The sequence below is a fragment of the Streptomyces sp. NPDC002680 genome, assembly GCF_042889145.1.
GTDB classification, from domain to species: domain Bacteria; phylum Actinomycetota; class Actinomycetes; order Streptomycetales; family Streptomycetaceae; genus Streptomyces; species Streptomyces adonidis.
Genome location: NZ_JBIAQP010000026.1, coordinates 1 through 24842, shown reverse-complemented (window position 1 = coordinate 24842; position 24842 = coordinate 1). Strand labels below are relative to the sequence as shown.

28 protein-coding genes are annotated in these 24842 nt (G+C 70.8%); 12 read left to right on the top strand and 16 right to left on the bottom strand.

Annotated elements, in window-relative coordinates; all coding sequences use genetic code 11:
- Positions 1 to 110: 110 nt before the first annotated feature.
- Positions 111 to 1685: an apolipoprotein N-acyltransferase gene (gene lnt, locus ACFYXF_RS46380; RefSeq protein WP_389359380.1), complete on the top strand. Its 1575-nt coding sequence runs from the start codon at positions 111 to 113 to the stop codon at positions 1683 to 1685.
- On the opposite strand, the gene ACFYXF_RS46375 is transcribed toward lnt, so the two are convergent.
- Positions 1603 to 2514, bottom strand: a complete 912-nt coding sequence (locus tag ACFYXF_RS46375; protein WP_389359378.1) for a Gfo/Idh/MocA family protein — start codon at positions 2512 to 2514, stop codon at positions 1603 to 1605. The two genes, lnt and ACFYXF_RS46375, sit on opposite strands and share 83 nt — an antisense overlap.
- A 99-nt stretch (positions 2515 to 2613) precedes the next feature.
- Here ACFYXF_RS46375 and ACFYXF_RS46370 point away from each other — a divergent pair, with 99 nt between their 5' ends.
- Complete coding sequence (locus ACFYXF_RS46370; RefSeq protein ID WP_389359376.1) at positions 2614 to 3135, top strand: DinB family protein; 522 nt, start codon at positions 2614 to 2616, stop codon at positions 3133 to 3135.
- Between the two features lie 151 nt (positions 3136 to 3286).
- Positions 3287 to 3787 (top strand): hypothetical protein, encoded by a 501-nt coding sequence (locus tag ACFYXF_RS46365; protein WP_389359374.1) that lies wholly within the window; start codon positions 3287 to 3289, stop codon positions 3785 to 3787.
- A 170-nt stretch (positions 3788 to 3957) separates the two neighbouring features.
- Here the strand turns inward: ACFYXF_RS46365 and ACFYXF_RS46360 are convergent, their stop codons facing one another.
- The 7 genes from ACFYXF_RS46360 to ACFYXF_RS46330 form a co-directional block, all read right to left on the bottom strand.
- Positions 3958 to 4569, bottom strand: a complete 612-nt coding sequence (locus ACFYXF_RS46360; RefSeq protein WP_389359372.1) for a hypothetical protein — start codon at positions 4567 to 4569, stop codon at positions 3958 to 3960.
- 120 nt (positions 4570 to 4689) lie between these two features.
- Complete coding sequence (locus tag ACFYXF_RS46355) at positions 4690 to 5373, bottom strand: uracil-DNA glycosylase (RefSeq protein ID WP_389359370.1); 684 nt, start codon at positions 5371 to 5373, stop codon at positions 4690 to 4692.
- A gap of 103 nt (positions 5374 to 5476) precedes the next feature.
- On the bottom strand, positions 5477 to 7057 hold the full coding sequence (locus ACFYXF_RS46350) for an ABC transporter substrate-binding protein (protein ID WP_389359368.1): 1581 nt from the start codon (positions 7055 to 7057) through the stop codon (positions 5477 to 5479).
- Between the two features lie 354 nt (positions 7058 to 7411).
- Positions 7412 to 8170, bottom strand: a complete 759-nt coding sequence (locus ACFYXF_RS46345; protein ID WP_389359366.1) for an SDR family oxidoreductase — start codon at positions 8168 to 8170, stop codon at positions 7412 to 7414.
- A gap of 17 nt (positions 8171 to 8187) precedes the next feature.
- Positions 8188 to 8949, bottom strand: coding sequence for a 3-oxoacyl-ACP reductase FabG (gene fabG / locus ACFYXF_RS46340; protein ID WP_389359364.1), 762 nt, complete (start codon positions 8947 to 8949; stop codon positions 8188 to 8190).
- Positions 8950 to 9107: 158 nt separating this feature from the next.
- Complete coding sequence (locus ACFYXF_RS46335) at positions 9108 to 9491, bottom strand: DUF3037 domain-containing protein (RefSeq protein ID WP_389359362.1); 384 nt, start codon at positions 9489 to 9491, stop codon at positions 9108 to 9110.
- Positions 9488 to 10249: a HipA family kinase gene (locus ACFYXF_RS46330; protein ID WP_389359360.1), complete on the bottom strand. Its 762-nt coding sequence runs from the start codon at positions 10247 to 10249 to the stop codon at positions 9488 to 9490. The genes ACFYXF_RS46335 and ACFYXF_RS46330 overlap by 4 nt, the downstream gene beginning before the upstream one ends.
- A 115-nt stretch (positions 10250 to 10364) precedes the next feature.
- On the opposite strand from ACFYXF_RS46330, the gene ACFYXF_RS46325 reads away from it, so the two are divergent.
- Positions 10365 to 10802, top strand: coding sequence for a Rieske (2Fe-2S) protein (locus ACFYXF_RS46325; RefSeq protein ID WP_389359358.1), 438 nt, complete (start codon positions 10365 to 10367; stop codon positions 10800 to 10802).
- On the opposite strand, the gene ACFYXF_RS46320 is transcribed toward ACFYXF_RS46325, so the two are convergent.
- Positions 10789 to 11433 (bottom strand): isochorismatase family protein, encoded by a 645-nt coding sequence (locus ACFYXF_RS46320; protein WP_389359356.1) that lies wholly within the window; start codon positions 11431 to 11433, stop codon positions 10789 to 10791. The genes ACFYXF_RS46325 and ACFYXF_RS46320 overlap by 14 nt on opposite strands.
- A gap of 115 nt (positions 11434 to 11548) precedes the next feature.
- Between ACFYXF_RS46320 and ACFYXF_RS46315 the strand changes: the two genes are divergently transcribed.
- Positions 11549 to 12016 (top strand): pyridoxamine 5'-phosphate oxidase family protein, encoded by a 468-nt coding sequence (locus tag ACFYXF_RS46315; RefSeq protein WP_389359354.1) that lies wholly within the window; start codon positions 11549 to 11551, stop codon positions 12014 to 12016.
- A gap of 109 nt (positions 12017 to 12125) precedes the next feature.
- Here the strand turns inward: ACFYXF_RS46315 and ACFYXF_RS46310 are convergent, their stop codons facing one another.
- Positions 12126 to 13028, bottom strand: coding sequence for a LysR family transcriptional regulator (locus ACFYXF_RS46310; protein WP_389359352.1), 903 nt, complete (start codon positions 13026 to 13028; stop codon positions 12126 to 12128).
- Between the two features lie 73 nt (positions 13029 to 13101).
- Between ACFYXF_RS46310 and ACFYXF_RS46305 the strand changes: the two genes are divergently transcribed.
- The gene (locus tag ACFYXF_RS46305) at positions 13102 to 14070 is read left to right on the top strand and encodes a DMT family transporter (RefSeq protein ID WP_389359350.1); all 969 of its coding nucleotides are present in this window, start codon (positions 13102 to 13104) and stop codon (positions 14068 to 14070) included.
- Positions 14071 to 14395: 325 nt separating this feature from the next.
- Here the strand turns inward: ACFYXF_RS46305 and ACFYXF_RS46300 are convergent, their stop codons facing one another.
- Complete coding sequence (locus ACFYXF_RS46300; RefSeq protein WP_389359348.1) at positions 14396 to 15736, bottom strand: aminotransferase class I/II-fold pyridoxal phosphate-dependent enzyme; 1341 nt, start codon at positions 15734 to 15736, stop codon at positions 14396 to 14398.
- Between the two features lie 46 nt (positions 15737 to 15782).
- Between ACFYXF_RS46300 and ACFYXF_RS46295 the strand changes: the two genes are divergently transcribed.
- The gene (locus ACFYXF_RS46295; RefSeq protein ID WP_389359346.1) at positions 15783 to 16478 is read left to right on the top strand and encodes a pyridoxamine 5'-phosphate oxidase family protein; all 696 of its coding nucleotides are present in this window, start codon (positions 15783 to 15785) and stop codon (positions 16476 to 16478) included.
- Between the two features lie 5 nt (positions 16479 to 16483).
- Positions 16484 to 17116: an FMN-binding negative transcriptional regulator gene (locus ACFYXF_RS46290; RefSeq protein ID WP_389359344.1), complete on the top strand. Its 633-nt coding sequence runs from the start codon at positions 16484 to 16486 to the stop codon at positions 17114 to 17116.
- A 6-nt stretch (positions 17117 to 17122) separates the two neighbouring features.
- Here the strand turns inward: ACFYXF_RS46290 and ACFYXF_RS46285 are convergent, their stop codons facing one another.
- Positions 17123 to 18043 (bottom strand): helix-turn-helix domain-containing protein, encoded by a 921-nt coding sequence (locus ACFYXF_RS46285; RefSeq protein ID WP_389359342.1) that lies wholly within the window; start codon positions 18041 to 18043, stop codon positions 17123 to 17125.
- A 195-nt stretch (positions 18044 to 18238) separates the two neighbouring features.
- Between ACFYXF_RS46285 and ACFYXF_RS46280 the strand changes: the two genes are divergently transcribed.
- The gene (locus tag ACFYXF_RS46280) at positions 18239 to 19129 is read left to right on the top strand and encodes an oxidoreductase (RefSeq protein WP_389359340.1); all 891 of its coding nucleotides are present in this window, start codon (positions 18239 to 18241) and stop codon (positions 19127 to 19129) included.
- Positions 19130 to 19132: 3 nt separating this feature from the next.
- Here ACFYXF_RS46280 and ACFYXF_RS46275 read toward each other — a convergent pair whose 3' ends face one another.
- From ACFYXF_RS46275 to ACFYXF_RS46265, 3 genes are all read right to left on the bottom strand, one after another.
- The gene (locus ACFYXF_RS46275) at positions 19133 to 20095 is read right to left on the bottom strand and encodes a DMT family transporter (RefSeq protein WP_389359577.1); all 963 of its coding nucleotides are present in this window, start codon (positions 20093 to 20095) and stop codon (positions 19133 to 19135) included.
- Positions 20096 to 20339: 244 nt separating this feature from the next.
- Positions 20340 to 21341 (bottom strand): DMT family transporter, encoded by a 1002-nt coding sequence (locus tag ACFYXF_RS46270; protein WP_389359338.1) that lies wholly within the window; start codon positions 21339 to 21341, stop codon positions 20340 to 20342.
- Positions 21342 to 21433: 92 nt separating this feature from the next.
- On the bottom strand, positions 21434 to 22054 hold the full coding sequence (locus ACFYXF_RS46265; protein ID WP_389359336.1) for a Clp protease N-terminal domain-containing protein: 621 nt from the start codon (positions 22052 to 22054) through the stop codon (positions 21434 to 21436).
- A 172-nt stretch (positions 22055 to 22226) separates the two neighbouring features.
- On the opposite strand from ACFYXF_RS46265, the gene ACFYXF_RS46260 reads away from it, so the two are divergent.
- On the top strand, positions 22227 to 22415 hold the full coding sequence (locus ACFYXF_RS46260; RefSeq protein ID WP_389359334.1) for a hypothetical protein: 189 nt from the start codon (positions 22227 to 22229) through the stop codon (positions 22413 to 22415).
- Between the two features lie 103 nt (positions 22416 to 22518).
- Positions 22519 to 22947 carry an SRPBCC family protein gene (locus ACFYXF_RS46255; RefSeq protein WP_389359331.1) on the top strand — a complete coding sequence of 143 codons (429 nt, stop codon included), beginning with the start codon at positions 22519 to 22521 and terminating at the stop codon, positions 22945 to 22947.
- A 118-nt stretch (positions 22948 to 23065) separates the two neighbouring features.
- On the opposite strand, the gene ACFYXF_RS46250 is transcribed toward ACFYXF_RS46255, so the two are convergent.
- The gene (locus ACFYXF_RS46250) at positions 23066 to 23695 is read right to left on the bottom strand and encodes a PadR family transcriptional regulator (protein WP_389359329.1); all 630 of its coding nucleotides are present in this window, start codon (positions 23693 to 23695) and stop codon (positions 23066 to 23068) included.
- Positions 23696 to 23891: 196 nt separating this feature from the next.
- Here ACFYXF_RS46250 and ACFYXF_RS46245 point away from each other — a divergent pair, with 196 nt between their 5' ends.
- Complete coding sequence (locus tag ACFYXF_RS46245; protein ID WP_389359327.1) at positions 23892 to 24596, top strand: LuxR C-terminal-related transcriptional regulator; 705 nt, start codon at positions 23892 to 23894, stop codon at positions 24594 to 24596.
- Positions 24597 to 24842 lie beyond the last annotated feature (246 nt).

Here is a 24842-nt window from a genome sequence, read left to right as displayed (position 1 = left end):
CTGGCCGGAGTCCTGCTGGCCCGAGATCGTCCCCACCGCGCACACTGGGCGTACCGGCTGGGTAACCGACTGGGTAGTTGTCCGGGGAACCGACTGGTAGGAGGCGCCGTATGAAACTGCCCGGCCACTGGATCGCCTCCCCGTGGCGCCGTTCCTTCGCCGCTGCGCTGGCCGGTGCGCTGCCGATGTTCGCCTTCCCCGCGCCTGCCCTGTGGTGGTTCGCGTACGTCGCGCTCGTCCCCTGGATCCTGCTCGTCCGGTCCGCGCCGACCGCCAAACGGGCCGCGTACGACGGCTGGTTCGGCGGACTCGGGTTCATGCTGGCCGTGCATCACTGGCTGCTGCCGAGCCTGCATGTGTTCACGCTCGTCATCGCGGCGCTGCTGGGCGCGCTGTGGGCACCCTGGGGTGTCCTCGTCCGCCGGTTCCTGGCGGGACGGCCCCCGGCCGGGCGGATCGCCGCCGCGCTCGTTGTGCTGCCCTCGGGGTGGCTCATGGTCGAGTTGGTCCGCTCGTGGCAGGGGCTGGGCGGGCCCTGGGGCATGATCGGATCCAGCCAGTGGCAGGTGGCGCCCGCGCTGCGGCTGGCCTCGGTCGGCGGGGTGTGGCTGCTCAGCTTCCTGGTGGTGGCCGTGAACGTCGCGGTCGCCGTCCTGGTCGCGGTGCGCGAGTCCCGGGTTCCGGCGGTGGCCGCGCTCGTCGCCACCGCCGCCCTGACCTCCGCGGCCTGGGTGTGGTCACCGCGACCGGAGGCGGACGGCCGGGTGCGGATCGCGGTCGTGCAGCCGGGGATCGTCGACGGGTCCGCCAGCGCCGAGAAACGCTTCGCGCGCGAGGAGGCGCTCACCCGGCGGCTGGCCGGCCAGGACGTGGACCTGATCGTCTGGGGCGAGAGCAGCGTCGGCTACGACCTCGCCGACCGCCCCGACCTGGCACAACGGCTCGCCTCGCTCTCCCGCACGACCGGCACCGACATCCTCGTCAACGTGGACGCACGCCGCTCCGACCGGCCCGGTATCTACAAGAGTTCGGTGCTCGTCGGTCCGGACGGCCCCACCGGTGACCGGTACGACAAGATGCGGCTCGTGCCCTTCGGTGAGTACATTCCGGCGCGTTCGCTGCTGGGCTGGGCCACCTCCGTCGGCAAGGCGGCGGGCGAGGACCGCAGGCGGGGCACCGAGCAGGTGATCATGAACGTTGGGGACGGGCTGCGCATCGGGCCCATGGTCTGCTTCGAGTCCGCCTTCCCGGACATGAGCCGCCATCTCGCCCAGGACGGCGCCCAGGTGCTCGTCGCCCAGTCGTCGACCTCGTCGTTCCAGCACACCTGGGCCCCCGAGCAGCACGCCTCGATCGCGGCCCTGCGCGCCGCCGAGACCGGCCGCCCCATGGTGCACGCCACGCTGACCGGCGTCTCCGCCGTCTACGGCCCGAGCGGCGAGCGCGTCGGCTCCTGGCTCGGCACCGACGCGAGCACCGCGGCGGTGTACGACGTACCGCTGGCCACGGGTGAGACGCCGTACGTCCGCTTCGGCGCCTGGCCGGTGTACGGAGCCGTGCTCGTCCTCCTCGTCCTGGGCGGCGTCGAGGGCGTACGCGGGGTCAGGCGGCGTCGATCTGTTCCCGCACCGCTCGTACCACCCGCTCGCACAGTTCATGAGTCGCCAGTGCGTCCCGGGCGCTGAGCACCTTGCCGGCGCGCACGGCGTCGAGGAACGTCAGCACGGCCTGTTCGATGCCGCGCTGCCGTGCCACCGGCACCCAGTCGCCGCGCCGCCGTATCGTCGGCTGGCCCTTGTGGTCGATCACCTCGGCGAGGTTGACCACCTGACGCTTGGTGTCCTGCCCGGACACCTCGAGGATCTCCTCGGCCGAGCCGCTGAGCCGGTTCATCACGCCGAGTGCGGTGAACCCGTCCCCGGCGAGCTGGAGCACCACGTGATGCAGCAGTCCGCCCTCGGTGCGGGCGCGCACGGTCACGTCGTCGACCGGGCCCGGCACCAGGAACCGCAGGGTGTCCACGACATGGATGAAGTCGTCGAGGATCATGGCGCGGGGTTCCTCGGGCAGCCCGATGCGGTTCTTCTGCATCAGGATCAGCTCGCGCGGATGGTCGGCACACTGCGTGTACCCGGGTGCGAAGCGCCGGTTGAACCCGACGGCGAGCGAGACCCCGCGCTCCTCCGCCAGCTCCACCAGCCGCTCCGACGCGGCGAGTTCGTACGCGAGCGGCTTGTCGACGTACGTCGGTACGCCCGCCTCCAGCAGCCTGGTCACGATCTCCGGGTGCACGACGGTGGGCGCGTGCACGAAGGCGGCGTCGAGGCCCTGGGCGAGGAGGGCGTCCAGGTCGGTGTGACGCCGCTCCTGGGACAGATGGAGGTCGTCGGCGACCCGGGCGAGCGTCGCCGGTGTGCGGGTCTGGAGGTGCAGTTCGACGTCGGGGCGGCTGCCGAGCACCGGCAGATACGCCTTCTGCGCGATGTCACCGAGTCCGATGCAGCCGACCTTCACGGGGTCTCCTTCAGCGGTTGCCTGCCGGGGTCCTGCCGGAAGCATACGGCCGCCGGAAAACGCGTGGTGGGGGCGGTCGAGACAGGGCACCATGCCTGCATGACAGAGCCGCAGACGCAGCGCAGTGAACCCGCCCTCAACGCCGACGAACGCACCATGCTGGAGGGCTGGCTGGAGTACCACCGGCAGACCCTGGCGTGGAAGTGCGAGGGCCTGACCGACGCCCAGCTCAGAACCGCCTCGGTGGAGCCCTCCGAACTGTCCCTCATGGGTCTGGTGCGGCACATGGCGGAGGTGGAGCGGAGCTGGTTCCGCAGGGTGCTGGTGAGCGACGACGCGGGGCCGATCTACTACACCGAGGAGGACCGGGACGGCGAGTTCCATCTCACCGAGGCGGACAGCTGGCAGGAGGCGTACGACACCTGGCAGGCCGAGATCGGGATCGCCCGGCGCAACGCTGCGGACTTCGGCCTGGACGACCTGACCCGTGGCAAGAGCCGACACACCGGCGAGCCGTTCAATTTGCGCTGGCTCTACACCCACATGATCGAGGAGTACGCCCGCCACAACGGCCACGCCGACCTGATCCGCGAACGGCTCGACGGAGCGACCGGCGACTGAACCGAGCCTGCGGCGGGCGCGCCCCGGACGGTGACGGACGTCAGCCGGGGCCGCTCCGCACCCTCCGTACGGGGCCGGAGATCACCCGTGTGGGGCATCCTCCGCTGGTCCACGGGTTCCGAATCGGGCCGGACACAGCAGAGTTGCGCGGGTGCATCGAACGACGACCACCGCAACGCTCCTTGTCACCGTGGCTGTCACGGCTCTCTCCGGCTGCGTCACGGTCCAGCACCCGATCGCTCCCGGCCCGCCCCCGGCGCCGTCCCAGCCGTCGGTGCCCCGCCCGGCCGTCCTGGCCGAACCACAGATCGTGCAGGCGCCCGCCCGGGAAGCCCTGGAGCTCATCGGCCCCGACCACACGCCCACGCAGGCCGTACGGGCACCGCGGGCCCCGGAAGAGCCGCACCGCCCGGCCGCCGCGACGCCTCCGCCCGCACCGGCCGCCGCTCCGGCACCCCCGCCCCGCCGGACCAAGCCGAAGCAGCGCCCGCCCAAGCCGGAGCGCCGCCACACGCAGCCGCGCGTCGAACTCCCCGACGTGTCCCGCCCGGTACGCGAGAACACGGACGTGTGCGCCCTCGGCAGGAAGTACGGCGGCTGGGGCAAGGACAGCCCCCAGACGGTCATCTGCAAGGAGGCGTACGGGCGTTGAGGCGTCCGGGGCCCCGAGGGCGGGGAGGTGCCGAGGGCGCCTCAGGCCGGGGAGTTCCGGGGACGCCTGGGGCAGCGAGGCGTGGGGGGGCGCCTCAGAACGGGGATGTGCCAGGGCCGCCCAGGGCGGGGGGTGCCGGGACACCTCAGGCCGGGGAGTTCCGGGGACGCCTAGGGCCGCTGTCGCGGCGGCCCCCACGAGTCCCCGCCCGAACCGCCACCCGGTCTCCCTCCGGATCCGCCGCTCGTACCCCCTCCAGAACCCCCGCCCCCTCCCCCGCCCGCCCCTCCGGAGGATCCCCCCTCCCCCAGCCGGAGCTCCAGCCGCCCGATGGCCGCCCTGACCCCGTCGCCGTAGCTGTCGTCGCCCAGGGCGTCGGCCGCGCCGCGGGCCCGGCGGAGGTGGGTGCGGGCGGCCTCGGGGCGGTCCAGCTTGACGTAGTCGGCGGCGAGGTTCAGATGCAGTGAGGGGTACAGGGCGCGCACCGCGAGCGCCCCCTCGTGCTGGACGACCTCCGCGACCCGCTCGTCCGACAGCTCCTCGGCCGCCGACAACGCCCGCAGGTCCCACGCCAGTTCGTCCGAGGGGTCGTCCTGCGTGTCGGCCATGTAGTGCGCCAGGGTGCAGCGGTGCATCGGGTCGCCGTCCTCGCCGATCTCCGCCCACAGCCCCAGGAAGCGCCCCCTGGCCTCCTCGCGGTCACCGCCGTGGTGCAACATGACGGCCTGCCCGATCCGGGTCATCATGGCGTCCGGCACCACCTGTTCCTGCCGTTCCGTCACCGCGCCCTCCACCCTGTCCGCTGCCCACTGTCCCTGGCGACGCTAACGGCAGGCACTGACAATCCCGGTCAGGCGGGCCGGTACGGCACCGGCCGGGCGACCCGCCTCACCTCTTCCGGATCAGCCCAGGTCGGGGATCGTCCAGTCGATCGGCTCGTGCCCCTGGCCGGCGACCGCCTCGTTGATCTGCGTGAACGGACGCGAGCCGAAGAACTTCTTGGCCGACAGCGGCGACGGGTGCGCCCCCTTCACCACCACGTGCCGCTCCTCGTCGATCAGCGGGAGCTTCTTCTGCGCGTAGTTGCCCCACAGGACGAAGACCGCCGGGTCGGGACGGTCGGCCACGGACCGGATCACCGCGTCCGTGAACTTCTCCCAGCCCTTCCCCTTGTGCGAGTTGGCCTCGCCGGAGCGGACCGTGAGCACCGCGTTGAGCAGCAGCACGCCCTGCTCGGCCCACGGCAGCAGATAGCCGTTGTCGGGGACGGGCGTGCCCAGCTCCTCCTTCATCTCCTTGTAGATGTTGCGGAGCGAGGGCGGGGTCTTCACCCCGGGCCGGACGGAGAAGCACAGGCCGTGGCCCTGCCCCTCGCCGTGGTAGGGGTCCTGACCGAGGATCAGGACCTTCACCTTGTCGTACGGCGTCGCGTCGAGCGCGGCGAACACCTCGTCGCGCGGAGGAAAGACAGGACCGCGTGCGCGCTCCTCCTCGACGAACTCGGTCAGCTCCTTGAAGTAGGGCTGCTGCAGCTCGTCACCCAGGACGCCGCGCCAGGACTCGGGCAGCATGGCGATGTCGGTCACGTGAACTTCCTCCGATGTGCGGTGTGTTCCACTCACCGAAGAACCTACCGGCGCCCACTGACAACGGGCCCCGAAGTCCGCCGTACTCGAACCGTCGGCTCCGCTACCAGCTGGTCTTCCAGTACAGCTCCCACATCACCATCATCGTCGCCGGGTCGATGGACACCTCGGCGCCGCCGATCTCCTCGTTCGCCGCCACATGCTGCTTGCCCTGCCACAGCGGCAGCAGCCGGGCGTCGTCCAGGAGGATCTGCTGGGCCTCCTCGAACTCCTCGCCCACGGCCCCGCGGTCGCTCTCCTTGCGGGACGCGGGGAGCAGCTGGCCGGTGATCTCGGGCGACGTGTACGGCGTACCGAGCGCGTTCTGCTCGCCCACGAAGGGTGCGATGAAGTTGTCGGCGTCGGGGAAGTCGGGGAACCAGCCGCGCCCGAACACCGGGTACTCGCCCTTCTGGTAGCCGTCCACGTAGGTCTTCCAGGGGCGGCTCTCGAGGGTGACGGTGAACAGGCCGGAGGCCTCCAGCTGCCGCTTCAGTTCCTCGAAGGCCGGCTTGGTCTGGGAGCCGTAACGGTCGCTCGTGTACCAGAGCGTGAGCGGGACGCGCTCGGTGATGCCGTCGGCGACGAGGATCTGCTTGGCCTTGGCGGCACTGGGGTTGCCGAAGTCGTCGAAGAAGCCCGTGGTGTGGCCGACCAGGCCCTTGGGGATCATCGAGTACAGCGGCTCGACGGTGTCCTTGTAGATGTTGTGGGCGAGCGCCGGGCGGTCGACGATCTGGGCGATGGCCCTGCGGACCGAGCGCTTGTTGGACCACGGGTCCTTGGGGTTGAACACCAGGTAGCTGATCTCGGTGGTGGCGTTCTCGACGAGTTGGAGCCCCTCCTCCTTCTCGTTGTCCTGGATGTCCACGATGTCCGCGGCGGCGAGACCGCGGTAGATGACGTCGATCTTCTTCTCCCGCAGCGCGTCGGCTATCTCGGACGACTGCTGGAAGTACTGGATGGTGACGGCGTCGTTCTTGGGGTCCGCGATGCCCTTGTAGCTGTCGTTCCTGACGAGTACGGCCTTGTCGCCCTCGTCGTAGGACTCCAGGGTGTACGGCCCGGAGCCGCTGACCTTGCCGTCCTCGCGGAGCGCCTTCGCGGGGTAGTCCTCGGGGTCCACGATCGACATGGCGGGCGTGGAGAGCACGAAGGGGAAGGTCGCGTCGGCCTGGTTCAGATGGAAGACGAGCCCGCGGTCACCCTTCACCTCGATCCGGTCGAGGCTGGTAAGCAGACCGGCGGGGCCACCGTTGACGTTGATCGCCTTGATCCGGTCGATCGAGTACTTGACCGCCTTCGCGTCCAGCTTGTGCCCGTCCGAGAAGGTGAGGCCCTCACGCAGCTCGCAGCTGTACACCGTGCTCGAACTGTCGGTGAACTCGCAGCTCTTGGCGGCGTCGGGCTTGGGCTCGGACCCGCCGGTGTCGAAGTTGAGCAGCGTCTGGTGGACGTTGCGGAACAGCTCCCACGAGTTGTCCCAGGACGCCGCCGGATCCAGTGTGCTGGGCTCACTGGTCGTCCCCACCACGATGGGCTTCCCGTCGCCGGAGGAGTCGGAGGAGAAGACTCCGCATCCGGCGACCATGGATATGGACGCGGCTGCCGCAACCTGCCGCAGGCCCCGGTTCCGGTTGAACACGTGCACGCTCCTCGATCTGCCATACCAAGCCAACGGTCGGCAGACCATACCGCAGTGCCCCAGTAGCTGGTCCAGCTTCCTGGTAGGCCACTTGATCAGCGCGTATCGGACAGTGCCGCCCTCGGACCGCGTGACCTCGCACGTCGACACAGAAGCTTTTTCTGTCAGTCGGGGCGCATAAGTTTGCGTCGGTCGACATAGGGACTTTTGGCCGCTCATCTTCCGGTAAATGGCAAAGCAGACGTAAAAATCGACGGTGGGCGAACACCCGTCCGAGCCCGGGTGAACCGGGAACCGACGCGGGCGCCCGTCTCCCGACGAGCGCCCGCCCCACTTCGTACCGATCCGGTTACGTCAGCTGTGTCCGGCCTTCAGGAAGATGCCGCCGTCGACCACGAGCGTCTGGCCGGTGATCCAGTCGGCCTGCGACGAGGTCAGGAACGCGGCGGCGCCGCCGATGTCCGAGGGTACGCCGAGCCGGCCGAGCGGGTAGGCGGCGGCCGCCTCCTCCTCGCGGCCCTCGTAGAGCGCCTGCGCGAACTTGGTCTTCACGACGGCCGGCGCGATCGAGTTGACCCGCACCCGCGGCGCGTACTCGTGCGCCAGTTGCCGTGTCAGGTTGTCCATCGCGGCCTTGCTGATGCCGTACGCGCCGATGAACGGCGAGGCCGAGAGGCCGGCGACGGACGTGATGTTGACGATCGAGCCGCCGTTGTCCTTCTGCCAGGTGTGCCAGGTCTTCTGGGCGAAGCCGAGCGCGGAGACGACGTTGGTCTCGAAGACCTTGCGCGCCACATTGAGGTCGAGGTCGGCGATCGGCCCGAACACCGGGTTCGTACCGGCGTTGTTGACGAGGTGGTCGACGCGTCCGAACGCCTCCAGGGTGCGCTCGACGGCGACGGCCTGGTGGGCCTCGTCGTGGGCCTTGCCGGCCACACCGATGACCCGGTCGGCACCGAGTGCCTCGACGGCCTCCTTGAGGGCGTCCTCGTTGCGTCCGGTGATGCAGACCCGGTCACCGCGCGCGAGGAGCGCCTCGGCGATGCCGTAGCCGATGCCCCGGCTGGCGCCGGTGACGAGGGCGACCTTGCCCGAGAGTTCCACAGTGCTCATGTTCGTGTCCCCCGGCCCTAGTCGAGCGGTCCGCCGGCGACGTACAGCACCTGGCCGGAGACGAATCCGGCGGCCTCGCCCGTGAAGAAGGCGATCGCGTTGGAGATGTCGTCGGGGTTGCCCACGCGCTGGACGGGGATCTGGGTCGCGGCGGCGGCCTTGAAGTCCTCGAAGCCCATACCGACACGCTCGGCGGTGGCGGCGGTCATGTCGGTGGCGATGAAGCCGGGGGCGACGGCGTTCGCGGTGACGCCGAACTTGCCGAGTTCGAGGGCGAGGGTCTTGGTGAAGCCCTGGAGACCGGCCTTGGCGGCGGAGTAGTTGACCTGGCCGCGGTTGCCTTGGGCGGAGGACGAGGACAGGTTGACGATCCGCCCGAACTTGGCGTCCACCATGTACTTCTGACAGGCCCTCGACATCAGGAAGGCGCCGCGCAGATGCACGTTCATGACCGTGTCCCAGTCGGACACGCTCATCTTGAAGAGCAGGTTGTCGCGCAGGACGCCCGCGTTGTTGACGAGGATCGTGGGTCCGCCCAGTTCCTCGGCGATACGCGTGACCGCGGCCTCGACCTGGGCCTCGTCGGAGACGTCGCAGCCGACGGCGATCGCCCTGCCACCGGCGGCGGTGATCTTCTCCACGGTGTCCTTGCAGGCGGCCTCGTCGAGGTCGATCACCGCGACGGCGCGGCCCTCCGCCGCCAGTCGTACGGCGGTCGCGGCGCCGATGCCACGCGCACCGCCCGTGACCACGGCGACCCGCTGCTCAGTGGTGGACATTGCTGGTTCTCCTCGCCCTTGAAAAGCCTGCGGCCCACGGTACGCCCTCAGGTGAGCGACCGCTTAGTACCTTCGGTGCATGTGACGCTAGAAGTCCTGGCACCCCGTGTCAACGGCATGTCAGGCCGGTGTGAGCCATTACCCGTCATTGCTTGTCATCACCTGACCAGCAGGTCGAGCAGTCGCTCCGCTTCGGCCCGCGGGTCGGCGGTGAGCCCGGTGTGCACGGGCCCCGGCTGTACGACCGTGGAGCGCGGGGCGATCAGCCAGCGGAAGCGCCGCCCGGCATCGTCGGGTGCGGCCTGGCCCGCGGCGTCACCGCCCGCACAGACCCCTTCCACGGCACGCAGTGCGGCCCGCACGCCGTCGATGTCGGCGGCGGGGTCCAGCGCCCGCAGCTTCCCCTCATCGAGATGCGTTCGCGCGGCGACGAAGGACTTGGCGCGGCAGTACACCAGCACACCCGCGTTGAAACATTCGCCGCGCTCGATCCGCGGCACGACCCGCAGCAGCGCGTACTCGAAGACGTCCCGCTCGCTCATGCGGTCCCCCCATTGGTGATCCGCTCGTGGATGACGGCCGCGCGCGCGAGGAGCGGCTCCGCGTAGGCCCGTCGGAGCGCGTCCGGCGAGTCGAACCCGGGTTCGTCCGCGAGCCAGGCGTCGGGGATCTCGGCTGTCACCTCGGCGAGCAGTTCCTCGGTGACCAGCGGCGCCAGTTCGGCGGCGGCCGAGGCGATGTCGGGGCCGAACCGCGCGAGGGCGTGCTCGGAGACGTCGTACGGCTTGGCGGCGGAGGCCCGGGCGCCGGGCCAGTGGTGATGCCAGATCATCGTGGCGCCATGGTCGATGAGCCACAACCGGCCGTGCCACATGAGCAGGTTGGGGTTGCGCCAGGACCGGTCGACGTTGTTGACGAGCGCGTCGAACCACACCACCCGCCCGGCCTCCTCGGCGCCCACTCCGAAGGCGAGCGGATCGAACCCGAGAGCCCCCGACAGGAAGTCCATGCCGAGATTGGTGCCACCGCTCGCCTTGAGCAGCCCCTGCACCTGTTCGTCGGGTTCACCGAGCCCCAGCACCGGATCGAGCTCGACGGCAACCAGCCCCGGCACCCGCAGCCCCAACCGCCGCCCCAGCTCGCCACACACGACTTCGGCGACGAGCGTCTTACGCCCCTGTCCCGCACCCCTGAACTTGAGCACATACGTCCCGAGATCGTCGGCCTCGACGAGTCCCGGCAGCGAACCGCCCTCACGCAGGGGCGTGATGTAGCGGGTCGCGATGACTTCCTTGAGCATCGCCCCAGGTTACTGGGGCTGTTCCCGGCCGGATGCCCGCGCGTCTGAACGGCGCGCACACGGGGTTCGTATCTCCGCACAGATCCTGAAAACGCCTTCGGAAGGAAACGCCAGCATGAGCAGCGCCTCGCTTCAGCCCCTATCGGGACCGGCCCGTCGTACGGTCATGGCGGCGGCCGGCGCGGCGGGGCTCGCCGTCGCGCTGACCGCTTGCGGGTCGGAGGACGACTCGTCCGACTCCGCCACCGAACAGGGCGCCGCCGCCGGCACCGCCCTCGCGAAGACCACCGACATCCCGGAGGGCGGTGGCAAAATCTTCAAGGACCAGGGTGTGGTGATCACCCAGCCGACGGCGGGCACCTACAAGGCCTTCTCCTCCAAGTGCACGCACGCGGGCTGTGCGGTGACGGGGGTCACCAACGGCGTCATCACCTGTCCGTGCCACAACAGCGAGTTCTCGGTCACGGACGGCAGCGTGAAGAAGGGCCCCGCGACCGAGGCGCTGGCCGCCGAGGAGATCACCGTCTCCGGGGACTCGATCACACTCGCCTGACCCTCCCCCTGAGACAGGCCAGCACCTCGTCGGTGGTAGCGACCGTGGCGACCAGCGCGAGGGTGTTGCGGATCATCGCGGGGGTGTAGTCGGAGGGCACCCCCGCGATGGCGTCCCTGGGGACGACGACGGTGTATCCGCGGTTCACGGCGTCGAACACGGCGTTGGGAATCGCGACGTTGGCCGAGACCCCGGTCACGATCAGCGTGCGGCAGCCGAGGTTGCGCAGCAGGGCGTCGACGTCGGTGCCCTGGATCGGCGACAGGCCGTGCAGCCGCGGTACGACGAAGTCCTCGTCGGCGACCTCGATGGGTGGTGCGACACGCACCGCGGTGGTACCGGAGAGCTGCTGGACGGGGAGCCGTTCGGCGGCGCGGAACAGCCGGGCGTTGCGGTTGGCGCCGCGCCCGTCCGGCCGGCGCTCGGCGACCGCGTGGATGACCTGGACACCGGTCTCGTGGGCGGCGGCGACCAACCGGGCGACCCGGGCGAGCGCCCCCGACGACCGCGCCTCCGCGGCGAGTTCGGGCAGGGCGCTGTCCGGCCCGACGACGCCCTGCTGGCACTCGACGGTGAGCAGGACCGTGGTGGCGGGGTCGAGGAGTTCGCTGAGCTGTTCGTACGACGGCATGGCGATGGAGAGTAACGCTGGTCACGGATGGGCGGAAGACGACCCATTTTCTTTTCTGACGTGATGTCAGAGGATCCCCTCTGACACGACGTGGGAGAACAAGAGGGGGGAACGCATGACCGTCACTCAGCGCCGAGGCCGGAAGATCATGATGACGCCGGGCGAGCTGGACGAGTTCCTGACGACCCAGCGCACCTGCCGGGTCGCCACCGTCTCGGCGGAGGGCGCTCCGCATGTGAGCACACTGTGGTTCGCCTGGGACGGCACCTCGATGTGGCTGTACTCGGTGGTCCGCAGCAAGCGCTGGACCCACCTGTGCCGCGACCCGCGGGTCGCGATCGTCGTCGATACGGGCGAGGAGTACGACGAACTGCGCGGCGTCGAGCTGTCAGGCGCGGTCGAGTTCGTGGGCGAGTCCCCCCGCACGGGAGAGCTGCGCGCCGAACTGGACGTCCCGGAGACCCTGTTCGCCCGCAAGAACTTCCGCCTGGACGAAATGCCCCACGACGGCAGACACGCCTGGATACGCCTGACCCCGGAAAAAATCGTCTCCTGGGACTTCCGCAAACTGCCGGCGCAGTAGTCATTTCAGCCCGTCCGGCGTTTGAGGACGAGGCCGTTCAGGCCGAAAGGGGGGTCTGGGGGCGCAGCCCCCAGGGATGGGACGGGTAAGGGCGGCGGGGGCGAAAACCCTACCCAACCCCCCGCCCCGCCACCCGCAACGCATCCACCGCCGCCCGAATCGACGGCCGCCGATCAGCATCCGCCCGCCACACCACGTACACATGCCGCCGCACCCGCTGCCGAAGCGGCACGGTGACAACCCCGTCAGGCACAGGATGCCGCCCGAGCAGCGGCGCGATGCACACACCAAGCCCCGCCGCGACCAACCCCAACTGCGTATGCGTCTCCGCCGCACGATGCCCGATACACGGCTCGACCCCCTTCGACCGCAGCGTGAACATCAGCCACTCATGACAGAACTCCCCCTCGGCCCAAGTGATCCACTCGTCCTCGGCGAACTCCCCGAGATCCACCTCGCTCCGACCCGCGAGCGGATGCCCGACCGGCATCGCCACATCCGCCGGATCGTCCAGGATCGCCGCCTTCACCAGCCCGTCGGGCAACGGCATCGGCTTGTTGTACCAGTCGAGCACGACCGCCAGGTCGAGATCCCCCCGCACCACCCCGGCGACCCCCGCCTCCGGTTCAAGCTCGCACGACCGCACCCGCAACCCGGGATGCTCCGCCCGCAGGGCCGCGAGCGCGGCCGGGAACAGCCCGCGCGCGGCGGTAGGGAACGCCGACAACCGCAGCTCGCCCACCACCTGCCCGCGCTGAGCCTCCAGATCGGACTGCGCCAGCTCGACCTGGGACAGGATGCGCGCGGCATGGTCGGCGAGCAGCCGCCCGGCGTCGGTGAGCCGCACTCCCCGCCCGTTCTTGGCGAGGAGCTGCTGCCCCACCTCCCGCTCCAGCTTGGACATCTGCTGAGAGACGGCCGACGTCGTCACATGCAGCCCCTCGGCCGCCCCACTGACCGAGCCGTGCCGGGCGAGGGCGTCGAGCGTACGCAGGCGCTCCAGATTCAACATGTAAGCGATTCTACGAGATGAGCCGAACAAATGCTCGCTTGTGCTACGAGATCAACTCGGGGACCGTAGGAGCATGAGCCGCCCCACCACCGCAAACCCCACGACACCAGCACTCACACCCACGACCTCCGCGGCCCGCCGCCGCAACCCCGCGTTCGACTGGCGCATCCGCTTCGGCGTCCTCTCCCTGATCTGGGGCTTCAGCTTCCTGCTGATCAAGGTCGGCACACAGGGATTCGCCCCGTTCCAGGTCACCTTCGGCCGGCTGCTGTTCGGTACGGCGGTCCTGGCGGCGGCGCTGGCCGTGAAGCGGGAGCGACTCCCCCGGGGCACACGCACGTGGGGACACCTGGCGGTGGCCGCGTTCCTCCTGAACGCACTGCCGTTCTCCCTGTTCGCGTACGCGGAGCTGACGATCCCGTCCACCCTGGCCGGCATCTGCAACGCGACCTCGCCGCTGTGGGGCATGGCCCTGTCCCTGGTCGCGCTCTCCGAGGACCGTCCGACACGGGTGCGGGTGGCCGGTCTCGGCCTGGGCTTCATAGGTGTGCTGACCGTTCTCGGCGCGTGGCAGGGCTTCCACGGCCTGGACGCGAAGGGCACGGCGCTGGCTCTGCTGGCCTCGCTCAGCTACCCGATCGGCTGGATCTACGTCCGCCGCACCCTGGCGGGTTCGAGCCACTCCCATCTGTCACTCAGCGGCGCCCAGTTGCTGCTGGCCACACTCCAACTGGCCGTGGTGACACCGCTGTTCACCTCCATACCCGACGGCCTCCCCGTCGGCCCGCTGCTCGCGATCGTCGCTCTGGGCGCACTGGGCACGGGCTTCGCGATGCTGCTGCAGTACGGCCTGGTCGCCGAGACGGGCCCGACGACCGCTCAGATGGTCACGTACTTCATCCCGGTCATCGCCACGGTCGCGGGCGTCACCCTGCTCGGCGAGACCCTGACGTGGTCGACACCGGTGGGCGCGGTGATAGTGCTGGCCGGAGCAGCCCTCACCCAGGCCGGCACCGGCCGCCGGGCGCGGCCTGCCCGCTGACCGACTCCTGAGCGGCTCGCCGCCGATCCCTGGAGCCTGCGGCGGCTCACGCCGGAGACGCCGGGTGCCGACAACCTCGGCCGCTCCAGCGGGCGCCTTCCCCCAGGAGGGCCCAGCGGTGTTGCCGTGGCGCCGCTTCCCCCACTCGCGACTTCGCCCGGCCGGGGGCCCGCAACCTCGGCACCGGTTGATGCGAACACCACCTCCGCCTGACAGGCGGACGCACCACACCCGCCCACCCGCCCACCGGCACCCGGCACCCGGCACCCGGCACCCAACCGGAGCACCGCGGCCTGCCGAGCCACCACGAGCGAGCGGACCAGTCCTAGACGTAGGTCCGCGCACCCACCGACCCCACCGGCCCCACCGCCGAAGCAATCGCATCCGCCAACGACCCCGTCTCCACCTCCGTCAGCGTCGCGACAGTCACCCGGATCCCGGGCGGCGCGTTCATCCGGAAGCGGGCGCCGGGGGCGACGGCCCAGCCGGCGTGCAGCAGCCGGGCGACCGCGCCGGTCTCGTCAGGGACCGGGATCCACACGTTCAGCCCGCTGCGCCCGTGCGCCTCGACCCCGCGCCGCGCGAGCGCGTCGATCAGCGCGTCCCTGCGCCGCCCGTACGCCGAGGCCACCGCACGCGCGTCCAGCGCGTCGTCGGCCCACAGCCGCACGACGGCCCGTTGCAGCAGCCTGCTGACCCACCCCGGCCCGAGCCGCTGCCGCCCCAGGACCCGGTCGACGGTGACGGGGTCCCCGGTGAGGACGGCGAGGCGCAGATCTGGACCGTACGCCTTGGCGACCGAGCGGACGAACGCCCAGTGCCGGGTGACCCCGGCCAGCGGGTGGAGGGGCTGGTCGACGATCCGGTAGCCGTGGTCGTCCTCGATGAGCAGGGTCTCCGGGTGCTCCCGGAGCACGGAACGCAGGGCACGCGCGCGCGTGGCGCTCACCACGGCCCCGGTCGGGTTCTGCGCCCGGTCCGTGACGATCAGCGCCCGGGCCCCGCCCGCCAGCGCCCGCCGTACGTCCTCGGCGAGCGGCCCCTCGTCGTCGACGCCCACCGGGACCATGCGCAGCCCGAGCGCCGGCACGAGGTCCAGCAGGCCGCCCCACCCGGGGTCCTCGACGGCGACGGTGTCACCGGGCTTGAGGTGTACGGCGAGGACGCGCTCGATGCTGTCCAGCGAACCGGAGGTGACGGCGAGGGGCCCGTCCGGCACACCGTCGGCGGCGAGGTCGGCGCGGGCGATCCGGGCCAGCTCCGGTTCCACGGTGGCGTCGCCGTAGAGCACCGGCACCCGGTCGCTCAGCTCGCCGGCCGCCGCGAACGCCCCCGCCAGTGAGGGCAGCAGCGCCGGATCGGGATTGCCGTGCGCCACGTCCCGCACACCGGACGGCACCTCCACCCGGATGTACTCACGCCCGGTGGTGGCCGGCTTGGAGCGCACCCGGCTGCCGCGCCGCCCATGGGTCTCGATGACCCCGCGTTCACGCAGCGTGCGATAGGCGGCGGCGACGGTATTGGGATTCACCCCGAGCCGCTCCGCCAACTCCCGCATGGGCGGCAGCAGTTGACCGGGTTCCAGCTCACCCGCACCCACCGCGCGCTCGACGCTCGCGGAAATCTCTGCTGCGCCCCGACCTTCGATCAGATATTCTCCTAGCACAACATAGATTATGCACTAGTGCAATATGAACCGCAAGGAGACCGCGATGCCGGGGACCACCGCAGAGGACACAGCACAGAACACGGCCGACGACACCTACGGCCCCACCGACCGCACGGTCCCCACCCGCTCCGCGAACCGGGCCTCGTACGACAAGGAGTCGGTGCACGCGATCCTCGACGAGGGGTACGTCTGCCACCTCGGCTTCGTCCGGGACGGCGCGCCGGTCGTGCTGCCGACGCTGTACGGGCGGATCGGCGAGCGCCTCTACGTGCACGGATCGACGGGCTCGCGCCCGCTGCGGATGACGGGCAAGGCGGACCCGGGGCTGCCGGTCTGTCTGACGGTCACGCACGTGGACGCGCTGATCCTGGCCCGGTCCGCCTTCCACCACTCGATCAACTACCGCTCGGTGGTCGTCCACGGCCTCGCCCACCAGGTGACGGACCCGGACGAGAAGCGGCTGGCCCTGGACGTCCTGGTCGACAACGTCGTGGCCGGCCGCTCGGCGGACTCACGGCCCGCCAACGCCAAGGAACTGGCCGCCACCGCCGTGATCCGCATCGACCTCGCCGAGGTCTCCGCGAAGGTGCGCACGGGCGGGGTGAACGACGAACCCGAGGACCTCGCCCTCCCCCACTGGGCCGGTGTGGTCCCGCTGCGCAAGGGATACGAAACCCCGCTCGCGGACGCCGAGTTGGCGCCCGGCACCCAGCTCCCCGACTATCTCAAGGCTCTCTGATCCCGATGCTGATCCATCCCTGGGACGCTCCGCGCGAGGACACGGAGTGGCAACAGTGGCTGTCCGTCCACGACTTCGGCCAGCTCGCGGTCAACGGCCTGCCGGGCGAAGCACCGTACGTCCAGCCGCTGCACTTCGCCTACGACCCCGAGCGCGCCGAGGCGGTCACCCATCTGGCCCGCCCCAACCCGCTCTGGCCCGCGCTGAAGGCGAACCCGGTCGTCCTGCTCAGCGTGGTCGACGACTACACGTTCATCCCCGGACCGTGGCAGGCCGCACCGGACGGCCCGCCCGAGCACGGCACCCCGACGAGCTTCTACGCGGCCGTCCAACTCCGCTGCACCGCCCATGTCGTGGACGACCCGGCGGAGAAGACCGCCCTGCTCAACCGCCAGATGGGCCACTTCCAGCCGGAGGGCGGCTCGGCACGGGTGGCGGCGGGCGAGGAGCCGTACGGGCGGATGCTCTCCGGTATCCGTGGCATCAGGCTCGAAGTGACGGACGTACGGGCGAAGTTCAAGTACGCCGAGAAGAAGCCGGTGGAGGTCCAGGACCGTATCGCGACCGGCCTCGCGGCGCGGGGCGGGCCACGGGACGCGGCTGCGCTGGCGGTTCAGCGACGCAGGCGGGGGCTGTAGCGGGCCTCAACTCCCGTCGGCGCTCGGCTCGTCGGCGGTCGGCGCATCGCCTCGCCGCTGCTGCGGTTGCTGCTCGTCGGCCTTCGTACGCCCTGCGAATTCCGGGGCGTTGAGGCTCCCCAGCAGGCCCAGCAGCTCCGCGTCACGGCTGCCGGGCTCGGCGTGGAATACGACGAGAAGGAGGCCGTCCGAATCGCCGATGTCGAGCTTGTCGCAGTACAGGTCGAGGTCGCCGACCTGAGGGTGGGACAGTTTGCTGACGCGTGAGCGCATAGGGACGACGTCGTGACGCCCCCAGAGCCCCCGGAAGCGTTCGCTGCGTACGGACAGTTCCCCGACCAGTTCGACCAGGCGCGGATCGTCGACGTCGGCGCCGGCTCTCGCGCGCACGCTCGCGACGATCCCGGCGGTCAGGTCCTCCCAGTCGCGGTGCAGTTCGCGCGCGGTGGGGTCCAGGAACACGGTCCGCAGCAGGTTCACCCCGGGGACGTAGTTCGGGGACAGCGCGCGGCACAGCGCGTTCGCCACGACCACGTCGGTGTACCGGTTCTGCACATAGGCGGGGTTCGTGGTCCAGCCGTCGATGAGCTTCCGGATGGTCACCGGCACCTGAGCCGACTTCGCCGCCCGCCCGCGCGGTCCGGGCCGCCGCCCGGTTCCCGTCAGGCCGACCAGGTGGCGGGTCGCGTCGGGGTCCAGGCGCAGCACACGGGCGAGCGCTTCGAGCACCTGGACGGACGGATTGCGGTCCCGTCCCTGCTCAAGCCGCAGGTAGTAGTCGGAGCTGATGCCGGCGAGGGTCGCGACCTCCTCCCGGCGCAGCCCGGGCACCCGCCGCAGACCGCCGCCGCTGAGCCCGACGTCCTCGGGCCGGACCAGCTCCCGGCGGGCCCGCAGAAACTCACCGAGCACGTTGTTGGCGTCCATACCCACCACCGTAGTTCGGACGGCTCGGGATGTGGGTGTCCCTGTCGCCCCCAGGAACAGCGGGGTACTGCCACCCGGGTACGGATCGCGGCAGAGTCGGTCCGGACAACGACGAACGACAACGGCTGACGACGACTCACGACGCCTCACAGCGTCCGACGACGACTTCAGCGGTACGCGACGAAAGGCATCACCATGGCCGACACCGTCTCCGGCGGAACCCTCACTCCGGCCGAGGGCCTGACCCTGACCCGTATGGGGTACGGCGCCATGCAGCTGGCGGGCCCCCATGTGTTCGGGCCGCCCAAGGACCCCGACGAGGCCGTGGCGGTGCTGCGCGAGGCCGTCGACCGGGGCATCACCCACATCGACACCAGCGACTTCTACGGACCCACGGTCGTCAACGAACTCATCAGGAAGGCTCTGTCCCCCTACCCCGCCGATCTCCGCATCGTCACCAAGGTTGGCGCCCGCCGCGGCAGCGACGCCAGCTGGCTGCCCGCACTGGACCCCGAGAGCCTCAGGTCGGCCGTCCACGACAATCTCCGGAACCTCGGCGTGGACGTGCTCGACGTGGTGAACCTGCGGGTCGGTGCGGACGAGATGGCCGGTGAGCAGCCGCTCAGCGAGCAGTTCGGGGTCCTGGCCGAGTTGCAGAAGGAAGGCCTGATCCGGCATCTCGGGGTCAGTGCGGTCAGCGCCGCCCAGTTGACCGAGGCGCAGGCCATCGCCCCGGTCGTCACCGTGCAGAACCTCTACAACCTGGCCAACCGGGAGGACGACGCGCTGGTCGAGCGGTGTGCGGCGGAGAACATCGCCTTCGCGCCGTTCTTCCCGCTCGGCGGCTTCACTCCGCTCCAGTCCCGGACCCTGACCGAGGTCGCAGCCCGTCTCGGCGCCTCGCCGCAGCAGGTCGCCCTGGCCTGGCTGCTCCAGCGCTCGCCGAGCATCGTCCTCATCCCGGGCACCTCCTCACGCACCCACCTCTGCGAGAACATCGCGGCGGCGGATCTGACGCTGCCGGCGGACGCCATCGCGGAACTGGACGCGATCGGCGACGCGAAGGGCGCCTCACAGGACGCCTGAGCCTCAGTCGAACACCCCTCCGGGCTCCACACGCTCCAGCACACCGGCACGGGCACCGCGCGTCTCCGCCACCGCGAGCCCCGCCACCGCGCCCAGCATCAGCAGGGTGCCCACGACGGTCGCCGCCGTCAGCCGCTCACCGAGCAGGGTGACGGCGAGGACCGCCGCGCTCACCGGTTCCAGGAGCATGATCACGGAAACGGTCGCCGAGCGGACGACGGCCGCCCCCGCGAAGTACAGCCCGTACGCGAGGGCGGTCGGCACGGCAGCGACGTACACCACCAACCCGATGAACCGCAGGCCGTCGCCGGTGTGCGGCAGGAGTCCCTCGGCGAGCGCGAACGGCAGCAGGCACAGCGTGGTGACGCCGAAGGCCCTGACGGACGTACCAAAGGCGTCCGTCGCTCCGTCCCGCCCCCACCACCGGGTGAGGAGGGTCATCAGGGCGTACCCGGCCGCCGACAGCGTGGCCCAGGCGACACCCGAGGGCCGGACCTCGGCGCCACCACTGCCCAGCACCAGCACGGCAAGCCCGGTGAGCGCCCCGGTGACGGCGACGGTCCCGCCGGCGCCCAGCCGCTCGCCCATGGTCAGCCGGGCGCCCAGCGCGATGAGGACGGGCCCGGCGCCCAGGGTGACGACAGTGGCGACCGCGAGGCCGGTGGCTTGGACGGACGCGAAGTACGCGGTCTGGAACACGGCGAGCGAGAGCCCGGTGACCCCGGCGCGCAGGGCCTTGCGGCGCCACGGCCCGGGCCTGACAGCCGTGCGGCGGCGCAGCGACCGGACGATGAGCAGCAGCCCGAAGCCGCCCGCGCAGCGCCAGAAGGAGAGGGCGACGGGGCCCATGTCGCTCACCCGGTAGACGAGGGAGGCGGCGGCGCCCGCGGTGCCCCAGGCGGCACCGGCGACGATCAGAAAGAGCAGGCCTCGCCCGATGGGCAGGCCGGAAACGGCGTTCGACACGTTCGACACGAGAGTCTCTCCGCAGCCGCGCGGGGACCGGCCGAAGGGCGACGACCGCGCGGAAGATGACGAAAGGACCCGGGCCCTCAAGGCGCGACGGCTCGACGGGGTTCCTCGGACTTCGTCTGCGGGCAGAACCGTTCAGCCCGACGTCGAGTCGATGCGTCGGACATGTTCTCGGGGAAGCCCGCCTCAGGCGGCCGGAGGCGGAAGGACGAGTGCGCGCGCGTGCATGATCGCGACCCTACGCGGCGGTACGACGGGCCGCCACATCCTTTTCGGGTCCGCGGGCGACGGGCTCGGCCGACCCCTTGGCGGGCGCCGACGACTGCGCGATGAACGCGCCCACGAGCACCACCGCGCCCCCGACGATCTGCGGCGCCGACAGATGCTCGCCCAGCAGCACCCACGCCAGCACGGTCGCGACGACCGCCTCCAGACACGCCACGACACCGGCGACCTGCGGCGAGAGCCGCCGCACGGAGAGCACGCCGGTGACGTACGCGACGACGGTGGCGACGAGCACGATCCAGCCCAGCAGCAGCCCGGCCGCGACCGGTGTGCCGTCCATGTCCGCGCTGCCCCCGAGCACGGACCAGTCCATGCCCCACGGACGCGCCACGACGGTCAGCACGAGGGCGCCGACCAGGAGGCCGTACGCGATGACGCCGAGCGGGTCCGGTGCCTCGTCGCCCGCGTCGCTGCCCTGGTCGGACAGGACGAAGTAGCCGACCTGACAGCAGGCGGCGGCGAGCGCGAGCAGCAGCCCCATCGCGTCGAAGCTGAGCCCGGACCACACCTCGACGACACAGGCGAGCCCGCCGACCGCGAGGACGACACCGAGGGCGGCCGCGCGGGTCACGGGCCGCCGCTGCACGAACCGCACCCAGCCGAGCACGAGCGCGGGCGCGAGGTACTCGACGAGCAGGGCGACCCCTACGGGGATGCGGGAGATCGAGGCGAAGTAGAAGGCCTGGACACCGGCCACCGCGAGCAGTCCGAACCCGGCGAGCAGCGCGGGCCGCCGGCGCACCAGCGCGCGGTGCCGCACGGCCAGCGGCAGCATCACTAGAGCGGCGCCCGTCACGCGCAGCCACACCATGTGCAGGGGATCGAGTCCCGCCTCGATCAGCGGCTTGGCCGCGACCCCGGAACCGCCGAACGCGACCGCCGACACCAGTGCGAGCCCGAGCCCGACACCCCTGCCCCGACCGACCTCACCGCTCCCTGACGTACGCACCGGCACATGATGACAGGCGACGACATGACCGTCATCCCCGATGACACCTGTCTCACGAGCTGGACGGCCCGCCGGAGCCCGCCGAGCGCACCCGCGCCTCAGCCACCGCCGTCAGCGCCCCAGACGTACTCCTCCCACACCACCACCGTCGATTCGGCCTGCCGCAGCCGGGCCAGCAGCTCCCCCGCGTCGACTCCGCCCCGCCCGAGCACCTCGACGGCCCGGGACTCCGGCTCCCCGACGATCGCCGCGAGCAGATCGACGCCACGCGCGCGTGCGTCACCGCGCCGCCCGGCCCGCTCGCACGCCTCCTCCAGCGCCCCCGCCGCGACCGGCGACCAGCCGACGGCCGTACCCGCCGCCCCTGGGAGTACGGGCAGCGCCCCGGAATCCTCGACGGAACCCTGCCAGCGCAGTCCGTACCCGATGCTGCGCTGCACGAGATAGCCGAGCAGCCGCGCGACCTGCGGGCCGTCGCCCTCGAACACCGCGCGCACCTCCGGATCGGACTCCAGGAGGGTGTGCAGGAGATGGGCCGTGTCGATCTGCCGGTCCCCGTCCCGCAGCGCCCGTCTGCGCGCACCGGCCACCACCGCTGCCAGCTCTACGGTGAGCCTGGCATCGTTGTCCACGCGGTTCGCACCGTGCTCAGTGGTCGACTGCCGGGGAATTCGGGGTTGCACATCCCCCACCCCATCAGTCCCAGTCGATCCGGTCATCCCCGTGACGCACCATTTCCGCGTCCCACAGAAGGTGGGCATCGGGGACGGAATCTCCTCCTTACGGATGACATCACGCCGCTCCGACCCGAAGCCGACGCAAGGGGCGCACAGGCCCTTGCCGCACGCCCCGGGCGCAACCGGGGCACTCCCTCGCACGTCCCACTCCAACATGGAGAGCGGGTGCTGGCTGGTGGCGCTGCCGGCCACGGACGGCAGACAGTACGTCTACCGGGTCTACGCCCCGGCGGACGCACTGCTCGCCGACCTGTTCTGGGAGGCATGGCACTGCCACGAGGAAGGCCCCTTCCCGCGCGCGTGGGACCTGTTCGACGCGGCGGTGATACGGCGGGTGAGCTGAGCCCGACCCCCGGATGCGAACCTGACACCTCATCAGTATTGAATGTTCAGGCCCTTACGACTACGTTCCGCGACACCGCAGCCCGAGACACAGAGGTGGTCGCATGGCCGAAATAAGCGCGGAGGCACGCATCCAGGCACCGGCGGAGAAGGTCTGGGCGCAGCTGACGGACTGGTCGGCGTACGGAGAGTGGAACGCGACCCACACGAGCTTCCCGAAGGGCGGCCCCGCCGCACTGGAGGTCGGCGGCACCTTCGAGGAGAACATGAAGCTGATGGGCTTCCCGGCCGAGGTCGAGTGGACCATCGACGAGTTGGAGCCCGCCCGCACCCTGTCGATCCGGGGCAAGGGCCCGATGGCCGTGACCGTCGCCACGCGCTACACCCTCACGCCCGACGGCGACGCCACGACGGTCCGGATCGACGGCGAGTTCACCGGCGCGGCGGTCTCCCTGATGGCCGGCAAGCTGAAGGACTCGGGGACGGCCGCACTGAACGAGTCCCTGCGCAAACTGGCCGGCCTGGTGTCCTGAGCCCGCCCATGCACGCCGCACGACAGCACAAAGACGCCCCGCGGACACTTCCGCGGGGCGCCTGTACGCACCAGGGGGACACGCCGCCGACGGCGGAGATGTCTCCGAGGGCGGCCCATCAGTCCTCGTCGGCGAGGATCAGATACAGCTTCTTGCGGGCCTCGTTGATGACCGTGAGCGCCTTCTCGCGCTGCTCCTTGCTGCCCGTCTTCCAGACCTGGCCGAAGGCCTCCATCAGACCGAAGCCGGCCTGGCGGATGTCGTTCAGCGCCTCCCAGTCGACGCCGCGCCCGGCCTCTTCCCAGGGTGCGTCGGGACCCTCGTCGGCCGCCGTACGGCCGGCCTCGGTGAGCGAGAACAGCTTCTTGCCGCCCTCGGTCTCGCTGACGATCAGGCCCTCGTCCTCCAGCAGCTGAAGGGTGGGGTAGACCGAGCCGGGGCTGGGCTTCCACGCCCCTCCGCTGCGCTCGGCGATCTCCTGGATCATCTCGTAGCCGTGCATGGGCCGGTCCTTCAGCAGGGCCAGGATCGACGCGCGGACATCACCGCGCCGCGCCCTGCCCCGCGGTCCGCCCCGGCCGCCGCGCCCGCCCCAGGGACCCGGGCCGAAGCCAGGACCACCAGGACCCCCGGGACCACCGAAACCGGGCCCGAAGGGACCGAAGGCGGCTCGCCGCCCCGGACCACCATGACCGTGTGCGCGTCCGGAACCGAAGCCCGGACCGAATTCCTCTCCATGGGAACGCATCGCAACCACTCCATTCGTTGTCTTGTCGTTGATCTGTCGCGATGCGTCAACGATATATCGGAACAGCGCGAACGACAACCCCCAAAAAGAAGTGACCCAGACCACACCCGAAACGAAGCCGTTTCGATAGCGCCGAGAGCTAGGCTGACGAATACCGAAGTGAACGAAACGGTTTCGTACAAGGAGAGTGCCCGCCATGGCCTCCGTACTCGTCGCCCACCGTCAGTCCCTGCAGCGTCTCGGCCTGCGCATGCTCCTCGCCGCCGAGCCCGACCTGACCGTCGCGGGCGAGGTGAGGAACGGCGCCGAAGCGGTACGCATGAGTGCCGCACTCAGCCCCGATGTCGTCCTGATGGACACCTCGGTGGTCGACACGGACGGGGTCGACGTCATCAGCCGCATCACCCGCCCTCCCACCCTGCTCCCGATCACGGAGTCAGCCAGAACCACCAAGCACCACCGCCCGCGCGTACTGCTCCTGACCCCCACCGACCACGAGCGGCACGCCTACGCAGCCCTGCGCGCCGGAGCCGGCGGTTTCCTCCCCCAGGACGCCACCCCCGAGGAACTGGCGGCGGCCGTCCGCATAGTGGCCGCCGGAGACGCCGTCACCACCCCCAGCCTCACCCGCGCCCTGATCGACACCGTCCGCCACGAACACACCACCGGCCCACTCCACCGCGAGACGGAACTCGACGCCCTCACCCGACGCGAACGCGACGTCCTCACCGCGGTCGCCGCCGGTTGGTCCAACACCGAGATCGCCACCCGCCTGTCGATCTCCCCGACCACGGTCAAGTCCCACGTCAGCCGCATCCTCGCCAAGATCGGCGCACGCGCACGCGTACAGGCGGTGGTCTTCGCCTACGAGTCAGGCCTCGTACGCCCAACAGCAGCCTGACCCCAAGCCCACCCTCACCACTTCCACAGCACAGACGCCACTCCTCAAGCGCAGGCCGGCACCTTTTAGCCCATCCGGCGTTTGAGGACAAGCGCGTTCACCCCGCCTTCCCACCCACCCCGCCGCACCTTCAGCACCGACCGGCACCCTCCAGCCCGTCCGGCGTTTGAGGACGAGCGCGTTCAGCGCGACCTTCCCACCCACCCACCTGCCACCTCCTCCCCCGGCCGCCGCCACCTTCCAGCC

What these genes read in the sequence shown, in the direction of transcription:
- lnt (WP_389359380.1), top strand. Translation starts at nt 111, where the DNA reads ATGAAACTGCCCGGCCACTGGATCGCCTCCCCGTGGCGCCGTTCCTTC.
- ACFYXF_RS46370 (WP_389359376.1), top strand. Translation starts at nt 2,614, where the DNA reads ATGACAGAGCCGCAGACGCAGCGCAGTGAACCCGCCCTCAACGCCGAC.
- ACFYXF_RS46345 (WP_389359366.1), bottom strand. Translation starts at nt 8,170, where the DNA reads ATGAGCACTGTGGAACTCTCGGGCAAGGTCGCCCTCGTCACCGGCGCC.
- fabG (WP_389359364.1), bottom strand. Translation starts at nt 8,949, where the DNA reads ATGTCCACCACTGAGCAGCGGGTCGCCGTGGTCACGGGCGGTGCGCGT.
- ACFYXF_RS46335 (WP_389359362.1), bottom strand. Translation starts at nt 9,491, where the DNA reads ATGAGCGAGCGGGACGTCTTCGAGTACGCGCTGCTGCGGGTCGTGCCG.
- ACFYXF_RS46330 (WP_389359360.1), bottom strand. Translation starts at nt 10,249, where the DNA reads ATGCTCAAGGAAGTCATCGCGACCCGCTACATCACGCCCCTGCGTGAG.
- ACFYXF_RS46325 (WP_389359358.1), top strand. Translation starts at nt 10,365, where the DNA reads ATGAGCAGCGCCTCGCTTCAGCCCCTATCGGGACCGGCCCGTCGTACG.
- ACFYXF_RS46320 (WP_389359356.1), bottom strand. Translation starts at nt 11,433, where the DNA reads ATGCCGTCGTACGAACAGCTCAGCGAACTCCTCGACCCCGCCACCACG.
- ACFYXF_RS46315 (WP_389359354.1), top strand. Translation starts at nt 11,549, where the DNA reads ATGACCGTCACTCAGCGCCGAGGCCGGAAGATCATGATGACGCCGGGC.
- ACFYXF_RS46310 (WP_389359352.1), bottom strand. Translation starts at nt 13,028, where the DNA reads ATGTTGAATCTGGAGCGCCTGCGTACGCTCGACGCCCTCGCCCGGCAC.
- ACFYXF_RS46305 (WP_389359350.1), top strand. Translation starts at nt 13,102, where the DNA reads ATGAGCCGCCCCACCACCGCAAACCCCACGACACCAGCACTCACACCC.
- ACFYXF_RS46295 (WP_389359346.1), top strand. Translation starts at nt 15,783, where the DNA reads ATGCCGGGGACCACCGCAGAGGACACAGCACAGAACACGGCCGACGAC.
- ACFYXF_RS46290 (WP_389359344.1), top strand. Translation starts at nt 16,484, where the DNA reads ATGCTGATCCATCCCTGGGACGCTCCGCGCGAGGACACGGAGTGGCAA.
- ACFYXF_RS46285 (WP_389359342.1), bottom strand. Translation starts at nt 18,043, where the DNA reads ATGGACGCCAACAACGTGCTCGGTGAGTTTCTGCGGGCCCGCCGGGAG.
- ACFYXF_RS46280 (WP_389359340.1), top strand. Translation starts at nt 18,239, where the DNA reads ATGGCCGACACCGTCTCCGGCGGAACCCTCACTCCGGCCGAGGGCCTG.
- ACFYXF_RS46265 (WP_389359336.1), bottom strand. Translation starts at nt 22,054, where the DNA reads ATGACCGGATCGACTGGGACTGATGGGGTGGGGGATGTGCAACCCCGA.
- ACFYXF_RS46260 (WP_389359334.1), top strand. Translation starts at nt 22,227, where the DNA reads ATGGAGAGCGGGTGCTGGCTGGTGGCGCTGCCGGCCACGGACGGCAGA.
- ACFYXF_RS46255 (WP_389359331.1), top strand. Translation starts at nt 22,519, where the DNA reads ATGGCCGAAATAAGCGCGGAGGCACGCATCCAGGCACCGGCGGAGAAG.
- ACFYXF_RS46250 (WP_389359329.1), bottom strand. Translation starts at nt 23,695, where the DNA reads ATGCGTTCCCATGGAGAGGAATTCGGTCCGGGCTTCGGTTCCGGACGC.
- ACFYXF_RS46245 (WP_389359327.1), top strand. Translation starts at nt 23,892, where the DNA reads ATGGCCTCCGTACTCGTCGCCCACCGTCAGTCCCTGCAGCGTCTCGGC.